The following is a 14,914-nucleotide window of genomic DNA, read 5'->3' as shown; positions in this document are numbered from 1 at the left end:
GCGGCTCAGGAGGAGGTGGGCGGCTGGTAGGACACGCTGGTGACGGTGTACTCCATGGCGCCGCGGGGGCGCTCGACCCGGACGGACTCGCCGGGCTCCTTGCCGAGGAGCGCCCGCGCCAGGGGCGACTCGACACTGAGGCGGCCCGACTTCACGTCCGCCTCGTCCGGGCCGACGATGCGGTACGCCGTCTCCTCCCCCTCCTCGTCCTCGAGCGTCACCCACGCGCCGAAGTAGACGTGCTCCTCGTCGGGGTGCTCCGCGTCCACCACCTTGACCTCCTCCAGGGTGGTGGCCAGCTGCCGCGTCCGGCGCGCCCAGTCCGGAGGCCGCGCCGCCACTGGGAGCGCCGTCAGCGCCGCGAGCTCCTCCTGCACGGCCCGGTAGCCCTCGGGCGTGATGTACCGCGTCTCTCCGGTCGTCGAGCGGGGCCGCGGAGGCAGCAGAACGTCCTCTCCACCCGCGTCTTCCTTCGTGAAGGCCTTCGACATGGTGCTCCCTCCCGGATGCTCGGCATCCTGCCTGGGGGCTCGTGCCTTGTCCCGGAGGACAAGGGGCCCTTGTGGGCATGCACGGCCACACCGACATTCAAACAACCATGGGACTCTCTCAACTCATCGCGCTTCATCGGCAGGAGGTCCTCGCCCGCTGGAAGGAAATAGTGCGCACGCTCAGTGACGCACGGCACCTCTCCGAGGAGCACCTGGAGAACCACGTTCCGGACCTGAGCGACTGGCTCGTGGTGCGGCTGCGCGAGCGCGACGCGGCGGATGTCTACGGCAGCCAGATGCTCTCCCGGGTGCATGCCTTCCAGCGGGTCGGAGACGACTTCGACCTCGTGGAGGTGCTCGCGGAGCTCGCGGTGCTCCGGGACGTGGTGCTGGGCCTCTGGGCGGAGCAGCCAGGCGAGGTGACGCCCGCTGAAGTCATCCAGCTCAACCGGGACCTGGATGACGTGGTGGCGGTCTGCACGACCGAGTTCGCCAAACAGATACTCGCCAGGCATGGCGCTTCCCGGGAGGCCACGCAGGCCATGGGGCCGTGAGTCCTTCCGGCCGCTCTCCTGGCCGCCCTCCAGTCCAGGGGGCGGAGAATGCCGCGCGCCGGAGGGATGCCGACGATTGCCCGGGAAGAAAACCGGGAGGCGCAGGCACATGGCGAGGAAGACATTGAGAGGCATCCGGGTGGGCGTGCTGGCCGCGGATGGTTTCGAGCAGGTGGAGCTCACCATTCCCGTGAAGGTATTGCGCAAGCGGGGCGCCCAGGTGGACATCATCTCCCTTCACAAGGGGCGCATCCGGGGCATGAACCTGATGTGGCCGGGCAAGAAGGTCCGCGTGGACGAGACGGTGCACAGCGTCCGCCCCACGGATTTCGACGCGCTCCTCATCCCTGGCGGCTTCGTCAACCCGGACAAGCTCCGCCAGAGCGAGGAGGTGCTCGACTTCGTCCGCGAGTTCGACCGCCACGGCCGGCCCATCGCCACGCTCTGTCATGGCCCCTGGGTGCTCGTGTCCGCGGGCCTGGCCAGTGGACGCAAGCTGGCCTCGTGGCCCGGCATCAAGGACGACCTCCGCAACGCGGGCGCCCAGTGGATGGATGAGCCCGGCGTCCGCGATGACCGCTGGTTCTCCAGCCGCGGGCCCCACGACATGCGCCACTTCATCAAGGGCATGGTGACGCTCTTCGACGAGCACGCCCCGCGCAACCACCCCGTGGAGAAGCGCTCGCACTGGGGCCGCTGGCTGGTCGCCGCCCTGCTGGGATGGGTGGCCATCCGCCCGGCTCGTGCCGCCCTCGCACGCTAGCGGCGAGGTTGGCAGGGTCCACCGGGGGCGGTTACCGTCCGCCCCCATGTGGAAGATGACTCGGAGGCGCCTGCTCGCCGAGCGTGGGCGCCGCGTGGTGATGCTGGAGCAGGGCGGCTACTACACGCGCGCCGCGGCTGGAGGACGTCGACACTCGACGTCTCCGCCTCTCCATTCCACCCTGGGTTGAGCCATGGACACCACGACACTGGAGCAGCGGGCCCGCGAGGAGGGCACACCGGTCATCCACGGAGAGACGGCCACCTTCGTGTGGCGGGGGCGCAGGCCCGTGTCCGTCGCGGGGGACTTCCTGGACTGGTCGGGCGAGCCCATCCCCCTGAAGGAGGTGGCGCCCGGGCTGTGGACGCACACGCTGAAGCTGCCGCGCGATACGTATGTGGAGTACGCCTTCCAGGACGCCAGGGGCCGGCGGGTGAGGGATCCCCTCAACGAGCGCCTCACCTCCAACGGCTTCGGGGACTTCAACCACTACTTCCACATGCCCGAGTCGCAACCCACGCCCCTCGCGCTGCGGCAGCGGGGCGTGCCGCGTGGCACCGTCACCCGTCACCTGGTGGAGACGCATGAGCTTTGTGTGGGCTCGCAGCGCGCCGTCCACCTCTACGCGCCTCCCACCTCCGAGCCCTGCCCTCTCGTGGTGGTGTTCGACGGGCCGGACTACCTGCGCCGCGCGAAGCTGCCCTCCATCGTGGACAACCTCATCGCCCAGGGCCGCATCCGCCCTCTCGCGCTGGCCATGGTGGCCAATGGTGGCCCCGCTCGCACCGTCGAGTACGCCTGCAGCGAGGCCACCCTGGCCTTCCTGCTCGACAAGGTCCTGCCGCTCGCCCGTGGCGAGCTGAACCTCCTGGATGAGACGCGCGAGCCTGGCGCCCATGCCGTTCTTGGCTCGTCACTGGGCGGGCTCATCGCCCTGTACACGGGGCTGCGTGCCCCGCACGTCTTCGGCCGCGTGCTCTCGCAGTCGGGCGCTTTCAGCGTGTGGAACCGCGACTTCGTGGTGTTCGACCTCGCCCGGAGCGCTCCCTCCCGGCCGCTCGACGTGTGGTTGGACTGCGGCCACTTCGAGGCGCTCGTCGAGGGCAATGAGCGCATGCTCCCCGTGCTCCGCGCCTCCGGACACCGCGCCGAGTACCGCGAGTACCACGGCGGCCATAACTACTCGGCCTGGCGCGACAACGTGTGGCGCGGCCTGGAGTGGTTGTTCGGCACCGGCCCCCGCGAGGGCTGAGCGGCCCACCTGGACTCCGCGTGTACCCCATGCCCGCTCGGAGAGGGGTCGAGGTCACGGTCGTGTCAAGCCGGGCAGGTGGGACGGTATCGGACGTCCGTGGCCCTTTCCCTGTCCGCGAATAACGGGGACAATCCGCCGGTGATGGGGTGACTTCCGGAACACCCACACCCCAGCCCTCTCCCAGAGGGAGAGGGGGCCTACACAGAGGAACGTGATGAACGCTCAGGAGCGCAAGGCGGCCTACCGCCAACGCGCGGAGAAGGGCGAGGCGGTTCCCGTCTCGGTCGTGCTCCCCGCCGACCTCGACACCCCGCTGTCCGCCTACCTCAAGCTCGGGGGTGCTCGGGGTTTCATCCTCGAGTCCTGCCACGGTGGCGAGCGCTTCGGCCGCTACAGCCACATCGGCACCGCACCCTCCGGCCGGCTCCGGCTCGACCGCACCGGCGGCACCCTCTGGCGCGGCGAGCAGCAGCAGCGTCTCGAGGGTGCTCCGCTCGACGTCCTCCGCTCCGTCTGGCGCGACCACGCCGTGGCCAAGCTCCCCGGTGAGCCCCCGTTCGTCGGCGGCCTCGTGGGCTACCTCGGCTACAACTGCATGTCCTGGTTCGAGCGCCATGTGCCCGACCGGCACACCTCCGACACCACCTTCCCCGACTCCGAGTGGCTGCTGTGCGATGAGTTCGTCACCCACGACTCGCGCACCCAGACGCTGCACGCCACCGCCATCGCCCGGCCCAACCGTCATGGCAGCGTCGCCCAGGCGCTCGCCGATGCCGAGGCCCGTGCCGAGGCCCTCGCCGAGCGGCTGCTGCGCCCGCTGCCCGTGGACGCCTATGTCCCCCATCCGCCCATGCGCGGCGAGGCGGAGGTCTCCGTCAACTGGGACCGCGCCGGCTACGAGGCCGCTGTCGAGCGCGTGAAGGAATACATCCGCGCCGGTGACTGCATGCAGGTGGTGCTCGCCCGCCGCTTCGAGGCGCGGGGGGCGCCGCCGCCGCTCTCGCTGTACCGCTCGCTGCGCCGCATCAACCCTTCGCCGTACCTCTTCCACATCGAGCTGGGCGAGGCGCGCGCGCTGGTGGGCGCCTCTCCGGAGCTGCTGGTGCAGGTGCGCGACGGAGACGTCGTGGTGCGCCCCATCGCCGGCACCCGGCGCCGCGGCGCCACCGAGGCCGAGGACCAGGCCCTCGAGAAGGAGCTGCTCGCCGACGAGAAGGAGCGCGCCGAGCACATGATGCTGGTGGACCTGGGCCGCAACGACGTGGGCCGCGTGGCCGCGCCGGGCTCGGTGCGCGTCGAGGACATGATGGTCATCGAGCGCTACAGCCACGTGATGCACATCGTCTCGCAGGTGCGCGGCAAGCTCGACGCGAAGTACGACGCGCTCGATGCCCTGGCGTACACCTTCCCGGCGGGCACGGTGTCCGGGGCTCCGAAGATTCGCGCGATGCAGATCATCGACGAGCTGGAGCCCGTGCGCCGCGGCCCCTACGCGGGCGCGGTGGGCTACCTGTCCTTCTGCGGCGCGCTGGACCTGGCCATCGCCCTGCGCACCTTCTACATCGACGGGGACCGCACGCTGTGGGAGGCGGGCGCGGGACTCGTGGCGGACTCGGTGCCCTCGAAGGAAGCGGACGAAACGGAGGCCAAGGCGCGGGTGCTCGCCACGGCCCTGAAGCAGGCGCGTGAGGGAGGTGTGCGGTGATCCTCGTCATCGACAACTACGACTCGTTCACCTTCAACCTCGTGCAGCTGCTGTACACGCTGGGCGCCGAGGTGAAGGTGGTGCGCAACGATGAGATCGACGCCGCGGGCGTGGCGGCTTCGGGCGCCTCGCACCTGGTGGTGTCGCCCGGGCCGTGCACGCCGCACGAGGCCGGGGTGTGCATGGCGGCCATCCGCGACGCGAAGGTGCCGGTGCTGGGCGTGTGCCTGGGCCACCAGTCCATCGGGGCCGTCTTCGGCGGCAACGTGGTGCGGGCGCCCGAGCCGGTGCACGGCAAGACGGCGTCCATCCGCCACGAGGGCCGGAGCATCTTCGAGGGCGTGCCGACGGGCTTCCAGGCCGCGCGCTACCACTCGCTGGTGGTGGACGCGGGGACGCTGCCGGCGGAGCTGGAGGCGACGGCGTGGACGCCGGACGGGCTCATCATGGGGCTGCGGCACCGTGAGCGGCCCGTGGTGGGCGTGCAGTTCCATCCGGAGAGCGTCCTCACGCCCGAGGGCCCCCGGCTGGTGCGCAACTTCCTCGACGGGAAGCTGTAGCTCCCCTCCCTCGCCCTCCGGGAGAGGGCCGGGGTGAGGGTATTGGAGGTCCCGGGCTGGCTCCGTGCAGTCGTCGCGGAGCCCCTCTCCGGCTCAGGGCGGTGCCACCTCGCGGAAGGGCAGCACCCACCCGTGCACGCTGTCCCACGGGCCCACCGCGGCCAGGTTCACCGTGGGGTCCACGAGCCGCTGGCGGGGTCGGCCATTGAGGCTCGCGAAGGCGTCCACGCGCACCTCGACTCCCGGGTGCCCCTGCTCGGCGAAGTGGCGCGCGAGGTAGTGCGCGAACGTCAGCAGCATGTCCGGCTGCGTGGCCATCATCTTCACCTGGTAGGGCGAGAGGTGCTGGCCCGGCGACACCACCCACCGCTTCCCCGTGGCGGGCTCGCTCACGTGGAACTCGGCCACCCCGTTCTTCTCCATCAACATCACGTTCCACGAGAAGCGGAAGCCCTCCTCCGTCCACATCACGTCACCCGGGTAGAGCAGGTGCCGCAACGGCAGGAGGAACTGCACCCCCAGGAAGGCCACCGCCAACGCGGGCCCGAGCCAGGAGTGTCTCGTGGGCAAGGAGGGGGACTCGGGCTCGCGGTGCTTCACTGGCTCGCGCCGCAGCCAGCTCGCGAGCCGCCGGGGCCAGTCCGGTGGGAAGAACAGCAGCGCCCCCGCCATCATCAGCCACGGGAACATGCCGATGGGGAAGAGCATCCGCGTGATGACGTGGAAGCCCACCACCGCCGCGTAGGCGAGCCACCGCGTCCGCTTCCACAACAGCGCGGGCACCACGCACAGGTCGAACACCGCTCCCGCGATGCTGAAGGCGTGCGGCGCCCATGGTTGCTCGAAGAGCCGGCCCAGCACAGGCAGGTCCGTGCTCGCCGCCAGCCAGATCTTCATCGGCTGCGCGTGGACGAGCCAGTCGCTCTTCAGCTTCGCCACCCCGCCGAAGAAGTACACGAGCCCCACCTGCGCCCGCATCAGCCACAGCCACCACGCGGGCACGTGGCTCCGCCCCTTCATGTCCAACGGGAGCGCCACCAGCAACAGCCCCGCCAGCGAGATGAAGTAGTAGTGGTTGAGGTAGTACGTCTTGTCGATGAGGTGCGCGTACGTGAACGTGAGCAGGAACGTCAGTGCGCTCGCCCGGTATGCGACTCCCAGCGTGATGCCCAGCGCTCCCAGCCCCATCAGCGCGAAGTGGACGTACATGCCCACCCCCGGCCACGGGCGGATCCACTCCAGCCCCGCGTAGGGGAAGAGCACCTTGGGTGCCAGGTAGTGCTCGTGAATCCACCCGTACGCGAAGAACCTCGCGACGGCGACCATCATCAGCAGCCCGAAGACGACCCGGTACGCCACCAGCGAGGATGGGTCCACGGGCGCGAAGAGGGTGGCCGTGAGGCGCTCGTGGAGGGCGCGCAGGGGCAACCCGGGGCCCGTGGCACCCTCACCCCCGCCCCTCTCCCGGAGGGCGAGGGGAGTGACGGGCGCGAGGGGAGTGATGGGCGCGAGGGGCGTGGTGGGCGCGAGGGGCGTGGTGGGGGCCAGCGGCGCCTGCTCAGTCGCCATCGTTGTCGTTGAACTTGAGCGTCACGCCCAGGTTGGACACCACCTCGGAGGCCAGGGTGGCTCGCAGCGTCGACAGCGCCGCCCGGGCCGCCTCCACCGACTCACGGTCATTGGTCAGCGCCGTGCGCAGCGGCGGCGGAATCGCCTCGAGTGCCGAGCGCACCGCCGCCAGGTCCCCACGCACCGTCGCGTCCACCTGCTTGTTGCTCGCGGCCACCACCTTCGACAGTCCGCCGTTCCCGCTCGCCCCCAGCCAGACGCGCTCCATGCTCAGGACCGCGTTCTTCAGGTCCTCCAGCGAGTTGTCGCTGCGCCGCGCCTCCTCCAGCTCGGGACGCACCGTGCCTCCCGTCTCGAAGCCGAGCGGCTTCGACAGCTTCTGCTCCGTCACCTCCACGCTGGAGATGAGCCGGTTCACCACCGTGTCCACCGCGTCCTTCTGCGTGGCGTAGGGGCTCCCCTCGTTCCCCGCGTTGGACAACTGCGCGACGTAGTTGCCCTGCTCGGGCTCCCACGCCGTGCTCACCGCCGTGGCGTCCTCGTGCAGCAGCGCCCCGAGCGCCTTCAGGTACGCCCGCCGCCGCGCGCCCGCGCTCCCTTCCTCCGTGGCCCCCGCGTCGAAGAGCAGGTACTCCATGGCGAGCAGTCCCTTGCGGTTCGCTCCCTGCTCCGCCACGTAGGTCTCCGTGAGCTCCACGTCTCCCACGAGCAGGCTGTCGATGCCCGTGGTGGACGGCACCTGGTTCACCGAGGCCGACGTGTGCTGCTCCTCCGCCGGGCCGAAGCGGAAGGCCTCCTGCCGCAGCCACGCCCCTCGCGCCTCCCTCCAGGCGGTTCGCGCCTGCGTGAGCGTGGTCTCCGTGGGGGTGGCCTCCAGCGCCGCGAGCGCTCCGGCCAGCGCCTCGGTGCGCGTGTCGAGGTCCCGGTACGCCGGGAGGGCCACGTCCCCGGCCAGCTCCTTCAGGAAGGCCGAGCGCAGGGCCGTGCCCTGGGAATCGCCGCAGCTCACCACGGCGAGCGACAGCAGGAGGGTGGGGGCAATCAGACGGCGGAAGATGGGGCTCACAGCGACTCCAGGAAGCGCAGCAGCGCGGTACGGTCCTTCACGGTCAGGTTGCGGAAGCGCTCCCGCGAGCGCTCGGCCTCGCCCCCGTGCCAGAGGATGGCCTCCTCCAGCGAGCGGGCCCGCCCATCATGCAGGAAACGCGTGTGGCGGTTGACCGTCTCCACCAGCCCGATACCCCATAGCGGCGGTGTGCGCCACTCACTCCCCGTGGCCTCGAAGTCCGGGCGCCCATCGGCCAGCTCCGGCCCCATGTCGTGCACCAGCAGGTCCGTGTACGGGAAGATGATCTGCTTCGACAGCTCCGGCGCGTCCGCCACTGTCCCCGTCTCGTGGCGCGGCACGTGGCACTTCGCGCAGTCCAGCTCACGGAACAGCCGCCGCCCGCGCAGCACCTCGGGCTTGTCCACGTCCCGGCGCGCGGGCACGGCCAGCGTCCGCGTGTAGAACGTCAGCTGCTCCAGCTTCTCCGCCTCCAGCTCGGGCGCTCCCCCCGAGGGCGCGTCGTGACACGCCGTCTGCACGGGAGGGCAGTCCTCCGTGGGGAACAGATCCGACGTGATGCCGATGTCCCCCCGGAAGGCGCCCGCGTTCTGCTGGCGCAGGGAGGGCTGGTTGGCCTTCCAGCCGAAGCGGCCCACGCGCGTCTCGCCATGCTCCACGTCCCAGACGTGGTTGATGCGGCCGGAGATGCCATCGCCGTCCTTGTCGTCCGGATCCGCGAGCGCCTCCAGCGCCGCGTCCGGAATGGCCTCCAACAGGCCGAGCCCCACCATCACCGGGGCCACGCGCGGGCTCATCATCAACTCCGGGTGCACGGGGCCGAAGGCCAGCTTCGTGAGCGTGTAGTGCGGCTCCTCCAGCGCGTAGCCCGTCCCGTCCGCGTACTGGCCCTCGCGCGGCGTGTGCGTGAGGGCCACCTCGCCCTCCGCGGGCACGCCCAGGAGGGCCTGCGGCTGGAGCTGCCCTCCATAGTTGGGGTCCCCGAGCGGCTCGCCATGCGCGTCCTGCCCGGGGATGCTCAACCGGAAGAGCAGCGACAGCGGCTTCTCGTCCGGCTCGGTCGGGGGCTTGCCGCGCCCGTCCTTGAAATGACATGCGGCGCACGAGGGCGCGTTGAAGGTGGGGCCCAGTCCGTCCAGCCCCGTGGTGGAGGCGGGGGCCGTCACCCAGTTGCGATTGAAGAGCGCGTTGCCGGTGAAGAAGGCATCGCGCCGATCGCCCTGGAGGTTGCGCGCCGCCAGGGTGAAGGCGTTGCGCGTGGTGTCGTGGACGGTGGTGTCGCCGCCGGACAGCTCCTCGCCCGGCTCCGGCCCTTCCTCACCGCACGCACAGGCGAGGAGGAGCAACAGACTGATCGTGCGCCACATGGTTCGTCCTCACTCCAGGTTCAGCGTGATGCCCAGCGCGGTGGCCACGTCGACGAGCGTCTCCGTCTGGGCCTTCAGCGCGTCGATGGCCGTCTTCACCTTCTGCCGGCCCCCGGCATTGTCCGCGCCGAGGATGGCCTGGTCGAACGGGCCGGGGATCGCCTGGATGGCGTCGAGGCTGGCCTGCAGGCGCTGCTTCATCTCCTCGTCCAGCTTCGGGTCCACCGCCGCCACCAGCTCGTCCAGGCCCTTGCCGTCCACGGTGCCGTAGCGGCCCAGGTACACGTTCTGGATGCCGAGCGCGTTGGCGTACAGGTCCGCCTTCGTGTTGTCGCTGAAGCAGGAGTGCTCGTCCTCCTGGTCCTTGTTGTCGTAGGCCACCGTCATCCGCTCGCCGGACAGCTCGGCGCCGCTCAGGCTGCCCAGGCCGGTGAGCACCTGCAGCACCGCCTCCTGCGGCTCCTGCGCGGCGAACCTCTTGCCGTAGTTGTCCGCGCCCGGCGTCCACTGCGCCTGCACCGACTCCAGGTCCTTCACCAGCAGCTCCGTCGCGAGCTTCAGGTACTGGCGGCGGCGCTCGGCGTTGGGCGCCGTCACGAAGTCCGAGGCCGGCCGGTTGCCCGGGCCCGTCACGCTCCGATCCTGGCCCCACAGCAGGAACTCGATGGCGTGGTAGCCGGTGGCGATGTTCGTCTCACCGTCGCGCTCGTTGAGGGAGATGAGCAGCTCCTCGGTGAGCGTGGGGTACTCGGTGGTGGCGTTGATGATGCCGGCGTTGGGCGAGCCCTCCACCGAGTCGATGTACGCCTCGTCCAGCGGCCAGGCGTTGATGCGGCCCTCGGGGCCCGTGTCCTCGTCGTCGATGGGGCCGCCGTAGAAGCGGAAGGCCTCGCTCTGCCCGTAGGCGGGACGCGCCGCCAGCCACGCGTTGCGCGCCGCCGTCAGCTTCGCCTCGGTGGGGTCCGCCACGAAGGCCTCCACCGCCGTCCGCAGCTCCTTCGCCTTCGTCACCGCGTCCGTGTAGTTCTCGTTCACCAGCGCCGCATAGCGCTCCACCACCGGCCTCGCCCGCGACTCCTCCAGCGGCTCCGTCCCACAGCCCACGGAGGACAGCGCCCCCGCCACCAGTGCCATCCATCCCAGCTTCTTCATGTGCGGCCCTTTCGAGTGCTTCCGTCGAATGGGCTGGCTCGATAGCGAAACTGAGAATCAAAGTCAAAATTGGGGGGCCGCAAGGAAGGGAGCGGTGGCGCGCGTGGGGCCACCGCTCCACTGCGCTCAGGCGGGGAACAGCTCCAGGGGCAGCACCGCGGGCCCGCGGGTGGTGATGGCCACGTTCCACTTCACCGGCCCGGGCTCGCGCACCATCCGGTCGCACTGCTCGAGCAGCGCTTCCAGGGCCAGGCGAGCCTCCATGCGCGCCAGGGGCGCACCCACGCAGAAGTGGATGCCCTGGCCGAAGGTGAGGTGCGGCGAGCCCGTGCGCTCCAGGTCGAAGCGGTGGGCGTTGGGGAAGACGGACTCGTCGCGGTTGGCCGAGACGAACTGCACCAGCAACGTCGCGCCCTTGGGCAGCCGCACTCCGCCCAGCTCCGTCTCCTGGGTGGTGGTGCGGATGGTGGACTGCGAGGGGGCGTGGAAGCGCAGCACCTCCTCGACGAATCTGGGGATGAGCGCCCGGTCCTTCTTCAGCCGCGCCCAGAGGTCCGGGTCGTCCGTCAGCGTCAGCGCGCACATGCCGAGCAGGTCATACGTCGTCTCCAGCCCCGCGACGAGCAGCAGGACGCAGTAGCCCAGCAGCTCGTCATCCGACATGGAGCCGCCCTGCGCGCGGGCCTGGAGCAGATCCGTCACCACGTCATTGCCGGGCTCGCGCTGGCGCAGCTCCAGGACGCTCGTCAGGTGATGCTTGAGCTCTTCCAGGTAGCCCGTCAGCTCGGTGCGCCGCTTCATGTCCTCCGCGGGGACGATGCCGACGCCCGTCACCGCATGCGCCCAGGTCTTGAAGCGCGGCGCCAACGAAGGGTCCAATCCCAGCAGGGCGCTCATGGCGCGCGAGGGCAGCACCAGGGCCATGGACTCCATGAAGTCCACCCGGCGGCGCTCCAGCATGCCGTCGACGATCGACCGGGCCGAGTCGCGGATGGAGGGCTCCAGGCGGGCCACGCCCGAAGCCGAGAACGTCCGGGTGATGAGCGCGCGCAGGCGGGTGTGCGTCGGAGGATCCATCATCAGGATGGAGTCGGCCACCGGGTTGCGCTGCTGGAGCCATGCCGGCTGCACCGCGGGGCGGAAGCCCTCGGACGAGAAGAGCTGCGGATTCTTGAGGACGTGGAGCACGTCCTCGTAGCGCGTCACCGCCCACATGCCTCCCGGCTCCACCTGGCTGACGGGCGCTTCACGCCGCAGCGAGGCATAGAAGGGGTGCGGGTCGCTCCAGATTTCAGGCGCGTAGATGTTGGGTTTGTCGGCCATGGGCAGGTCTCGGGGTGTGATCTGGAGCCTAATCCTGGCCGCGTTGTGGAGGGAATATACCCCCCCGCTCAGCCGCGCAGATGGGGGGTGTCGTTCCAGAGCTGGAGGACCTGCTGGTCTCCATCGCTGTCCAGGCCGAGCACGCTGATGGAGGCGGTGCTCAGCGTGAAGAGGCGGCGGTTCCATGCGATGTCTCCATGGCGGATGAGGACGAGCACGAGGGACGCTGGCTTCATGGTTTTCCTCTCAAGATGGGCGAACGCTGCCACCGCTCGAAAGCTCGGAGGAACACCCCCCCGGAAAGCCTTTGTCTCTAAAGCGGTCATCCTCAACGCAAGCACTCGTAAAGCCATGCTCCTTTGTGTATGTGTCTGGTGGTCTGGCCTTTCAGCGGAAGCACCCCTCGCGAGGAAGAAGTACCACGGCCTGACGAACAGCGGTGCCGCTGGAATGCATTCAGAGATGGGATAGAAGCGCGGACGAGATCATGTCCTCGAACGAAGAAAAGGTCTCGTATTTCTCCAGGGAGATGCGATCGCATCTGACGTATTCGTTGTTTTTCTTGTCATACGCATAGAAGTAGAACTCCGAGTCGGCGAAGATGAGGTAATCCACCAGTTCAGGAACGCCCTGCTGAAAGAGCTTGTTGGACTCCACGAATCCAGCGATGAAGCGATCCGCACGGCCCGCGATGAGGCTGGTCTCGCTCGCATAGATGGTGAGTCCGTTCCAGGTAAGCCCATTGTGCCAGCGCAGGAGATCCACATGCGGGTCGGGTATGTCGCTTCCGAGTTCTTGTTTGGCTCCGAGTCTTAGCCTCACCAACTCCTCCTGTGAACAGGGGGGCTGCATACGCCTGCCATGGTGTCTCAACTGCTTTTCGAAATCCTGCAGAACCTGTTGATAAGGGATGGATGGCACGTTGACTCTCCTTGCTGTGGTGTTGCCCCGTCAGTGGGCCTTGGGTGGATAGATGAATCCATCGGGAATGGGGAAGTCGGCCACCTTGGTCTCTCCGACCTTCAAGCTTCGGAATAGCGCAGATTGTTCGTTGGTGATTGTCTGGTGGTAGGGTACTTCTTTGATTACAACCAGGTTGTCGAAACTGTTGTCGCCGCCGTCGTCAAGAGAGAGTTTGTGATGTACTCTGTAGCCCTCTGGGGGCTTCCCTGCTTTCATGCTTGCGATGTCGTTGGAATCAAGCCCCGCCTTTTTCAGTTGTTCGACCTTGTCGGGATCGTTCGCGAGCGACTTGAGGAACTTCTCCCGCTCGGTACTGTCGAACTTGTTGCGGAGCTTCTCGTATTCGGCTCGATCCCGTTTTGTATATGAGAGCTTCTGTGTTTTGACACCGGGAAGTTCCACGGGCTTCTTGCCGACCGTGCCAGTGAAGGAGCCTGGTGATTTGCCCGGCTCCAACATTTCCTGTTTGTAGACGTGTGTTTGCCGGGCGGGACCCATCGCTGGCACGGGCTCATAGCGCCGCATGATGTCATCAATGCTCGCTTCGATTTGATGGATCGTTTGATCCACCATGCGATCCACGCGAGATTTGACCTGTTTGATGGCATCCAGCAGATTGGCGATGCCGGCCTGGATGTCATCCGCTAAGTCGGGTGTATATCGCCTGAGGGTCTTGAGTGTATCCTGAAGCTTGTCCAACAGACCGTGCAACTTGGATTTCACCTGCGAGCCGATTGATGAAAGCTCCGTTGCTCGGAGTTTCTTGAGCCACTTGAAACCGTTCCCCTTGGCGAAGAAATTGAAGACCTTCAGGAGTTCTTGCAAGGTAAGGCGTTTGGCATAGATCAAGACCGTCTTGCAAATGCCTTTGACGAGCGAGCCAAGTACGGGGATGAGGCCAATCAGGGTGAGTACGAGCCCCACCCATACAAAGTAGTCATCGTACTTTTTGTCCCAGAGCAATTGCTTCAGGCCGGCAACGAGATCCCGGATGTCGGCGAGTTGATCGACGACGGGAAACATGGTGATGATTGTCCCAACGATGATTTGATCGATTGTCGGGTCCTCGTTGAAATCACCTTGAACGACCCCCCACATCCACGACCCGAAATCCTTGAGCTTTCCACCCATCCGGTCAATCCAGCCAGCGGGCGCCTGCTGCCCGTGTGGCTTGGGTTGCACCCGGATATCGAGGGTGTCTGGGTCATCCTGGAACCAGTACTTGACCTTGCCAACATTGGGCGGAAGTGCGACGCGGGCAAAACCGTTGGCGTCGAGATTACCCGTGGTCTGAAAAGAGCCGTGGGCGTCCTCTACGAAGTATTTGGCACCTGAAACAGGTGTTCCATCAGGATAGAGGTACTTGAGCTCAACCCAGTTGCTGGGGCACTCCTGAATCTTCTTGCCCGGGAACGTATTGAGTTGAGATTGGGTAATCTTGAATGGTTCATTCCCCATGGATTCTCCGGGCACACGAGGAGCAGGCTCAGCCGCTTGCGACTGACGTCACGCTCCTTCACTCAACCTCGCAGGTGGGTGGTGTCGTTCCAGAGCTGGAGGACCTGCTGGTCCCCGTCACTGTCCAGGCCGAGCACGCTGATGGAGGCGGTGCTCAGCGTGAAGAGGCGGCCCTCGGTGGGCGCCAGCCCCAGCCAGCGCGCGGCGAGCACGCGCAGCAGGTGGCCATGGGCGAAGAGGAGCACGTTGCCGTCCACGGACTGGGCCTCGGCGATGATGCGGTCCGCGCGTGCACCCACGTCCCGCGCGGACTCGCCGCACGGCACGCCATCCGTCCACAGCATCCAGTTCGGGCTGGTGGCGCGGATCTCCGCCTTGGTCTTGCCCTCGAAGGTGCCGTAGTCCCACTCCATCAGGTCCGAGCGCAGCTGCGCCACGTCCCCATAGCCGGCGAGTGCGCAGGTCTCGCTGGCGCGGCTCAGGGGGCTGGTCCACACCGCGGCGAAGTCCCAGGCGCGCAGCGGCTCGCGCAGCTTCGTGGCCAGGCGGCGGCCTTCCTCGAGCAGCGGGATGTCCGTGCGGCCGGTGTGCTGGCCGCTGCGGCTCCAGGCGGTGTCTCCATGGCGGACGAGGACGAGCACGGGGGCGGCTGGCTTCATGGTGTTCCTCTCGGGACGGGTGAACTCTG

General features: G+C 68.0%; 15 protein-coding genes. 5 read left to right on the top strand and 10 right to left on the bottom strand.

From position 1 onward, the window contains the following. Positions 1–5 precede the first annotated feature (5 nt). Positions 6–491, bottom strand: a complete 486-nt coding sequence (locus tag AC16DP_RS43985; RefSeq protein ID WP_329726955.1) for a GreA/GreB family elongation factor — start codon at positions 489–491, stop codon at positions 6–8. A gap of 170 nt (positions 492–661) precedes the next feature. On the opposite strand from AC16DP_RS43985, the gene AC16DP_RS43980 reads away from it, so the two are divergent. The 5 genes from AC16DP_RS43980 to AC16DP_RS43960 all read left to right on the top strand — a co-directional run bounded on the left by AC16DP_RS43980 (position 662) and on the right by AC16DP_RS43960 (position 5,328). Then, on the top strand, positions 662–1,045 hold the full coding sequence (locus AC16DP_RS43980; RefSeq protein WP_483957069.1) for a hypothetical protein: 384 nt from the start codon (positions 662–664) through the stop codon (positions 1,043–1,045). 109 nt (positions 1,046–1,154) lie between these two features. Continuing rightward, a complete protein-coding gene (locus tag AC16DP_RS43975; RefSeq protein ID WP_329726953.1) occupies positions 1,155–1,808 on the top strand; it encodes a type 1 glutamine amidotransferase domain-containing protein in 654 nt (217 codons plus the stop codon). Positions 1,809–2,001: 193 nt separating this feature from the next. Next, on the top strand, positions 2,002–3,060 hold the full coding sequence (locus AC16DP_RS43970) for an alpha/beta hydrolase-fold protein (protein WP_329726952.1): 1,059 nt from the start codon (positions 2,002–2,004) through the stop codon (positions 3,058–3,060). A 217-nt stretch (positions 3,061–3,277) separates the two neighbouring features. Next, positions 3,278–4,768 (top strand): anthranilate synthase component I family protein, encoded by a 1,491-nt coding sequence (locus AC16DP_RS43965; RefSeq protein WP_329726951.1) that lies wholly within the window; start codon positions 3,278–3,280, stop codon positions 4,766–4,768. Continuing rightward, positions 4,765–5,328 carry an anthranilate synthase component II gene (locus tag AC16DP_RS43960; RefSeq protein ID WP_329726950.1) on the top strand — a complete coding sequence of 188 codons (564 nt, stop codon included), beginning with the start codon at positions 4,765–4,767 and terminating at the stop codon, positions 5,326–5,328. The genes AC16DP_RS43965 and AC16DP_RS43960 overlap by 4 nt, the downstream gene beginning before the upstream one ends. Before the next feature lie 93 nt (positions 5,329–5,421). Here the strand turns inward: AC16DP_RS43960 and AC16DP_RS43955 are convergent, their stop codons facing one another. From AC16DP_RS43955 to AC16DP_RS43915, 9 genes are all read right to left on the bottom strand, one after another. After that, positions 5,422–6,897, bottom strand: a complete 1,476-nt coding sequence (locus tag AC16DP_RS43955) for an HTTM domain-containing protein (protein ID WP_329726949.1) — start codon at positions 6,895–6,897, stop codon at positions 5,422–5,424. After that, complete coding sequence (locus AC16DP_RS43950) at positions 6,887–7,963, bottom strand: imelysin family protein (RefSeq protein WP_329726948.1); 1,077 nt, start codon at positions 7,961–7,963, stop codon at positions 6,887–6,889. The genes AC16DP_RS43955 and AC16DP_RS43950 overlap by 11 nt, the downstream gene beginning before the upstream one ends. Next, positions 7,960–9,330: a di-heme oxidoreductase family protein gene (locus AC16DP_RS43945; RefSeq protein ID WP_329726947.1), complete on the bottom strand. Its 1,371-nt coding sequence runs from the start codon at positions 9,328–9,330 to the stop codon at positions 7,960–7,962. The genes AC16DP_RS43950 and AC16DP_RS43945 overlap by 4 nt, the downstream gene beginning before the upstream one ends. Before the next feature lie 9 nt (positions 9,331–9,339). After that, positions 9,340–10,482, bottom strand: coding sequence for an imelysin family protein (locus AC16DP_RS43940; RefSeq protein ID WP_329726946.1), 1,143 nt, complete (start codon positions 10,480–10,482; stop codon positions 9,340–9,342). A gap of 126 nt (positions 10,483–10,608) precedes the next feature. Next, positions 10,609–11,805 (bottom strand): cytochrome P450, encoded by a 1,197-nt coding sequence (locus AC16DP_RS43935; protein ID WP_329726945.1) that lies wholly within the window; start codon positions 11,803–11,805, stop codon positions 10,609–10,611. A 68-nt stretch (positions 11,806–11,873) separates the two neighbouring features. After that, the gene (locus tag AC16DP_RS43930; RefSeq protein ID WP_329726944.1) at positions 11,874–12,041 is read right to left on the bottom strand and encodes a hypothetical protein; all 168 of its coding nucleotides are present in this window, start codon (positions 12,039–12,041) and stop codon (positions 11,874–11,876) included. 220 nt (positions 12,042–12,261) lie between these two features. Beyond that, positions 12,262–12,726 (bottom strand): YrhA family protein, encoded by a 465-nt coding sequence (locus tag AC16DP_RS43925; RefSeq protein WP_329726943.1) that lies wholly within the window; start codon positions 12,724–12,726, stop codon positions 12,262–12,264. A 30-nt stretch (positions 12,727–12,756) separates the two neighbouring features. Next, positions 12,757–14,226: a hypothetical protein gene (locus AC16DP_RS43920; RefSeq protein ID WP_329726942.1), complete on the bottom strand. Its 1,470-nt coding sequence runs from the start codon at positions 14,224–14,226 to the stop codon at positions 12,757–12,759. 62 nt (positions 14,227–14,288) lie between these two features. Next, positions 14,289–14,885 (bottom strand): histidine phosphatase family protein, encoded by a 597-nt coding sequence (locus AC16DP_RS43915; RefSeq protein WP_329726941.1) that lies wholly within the window; start codon positions 14,883–14,885, stop codon positions 14,289–14,291. Positions 14,886–14,914: the final 29 nt, after the last annotated feature.

It is taken from the genome of Archangium sp., assembly GCF_057119385.1.
This window is presented reverse-complemented; position numbering and strand designations above follow the sequence as displayed.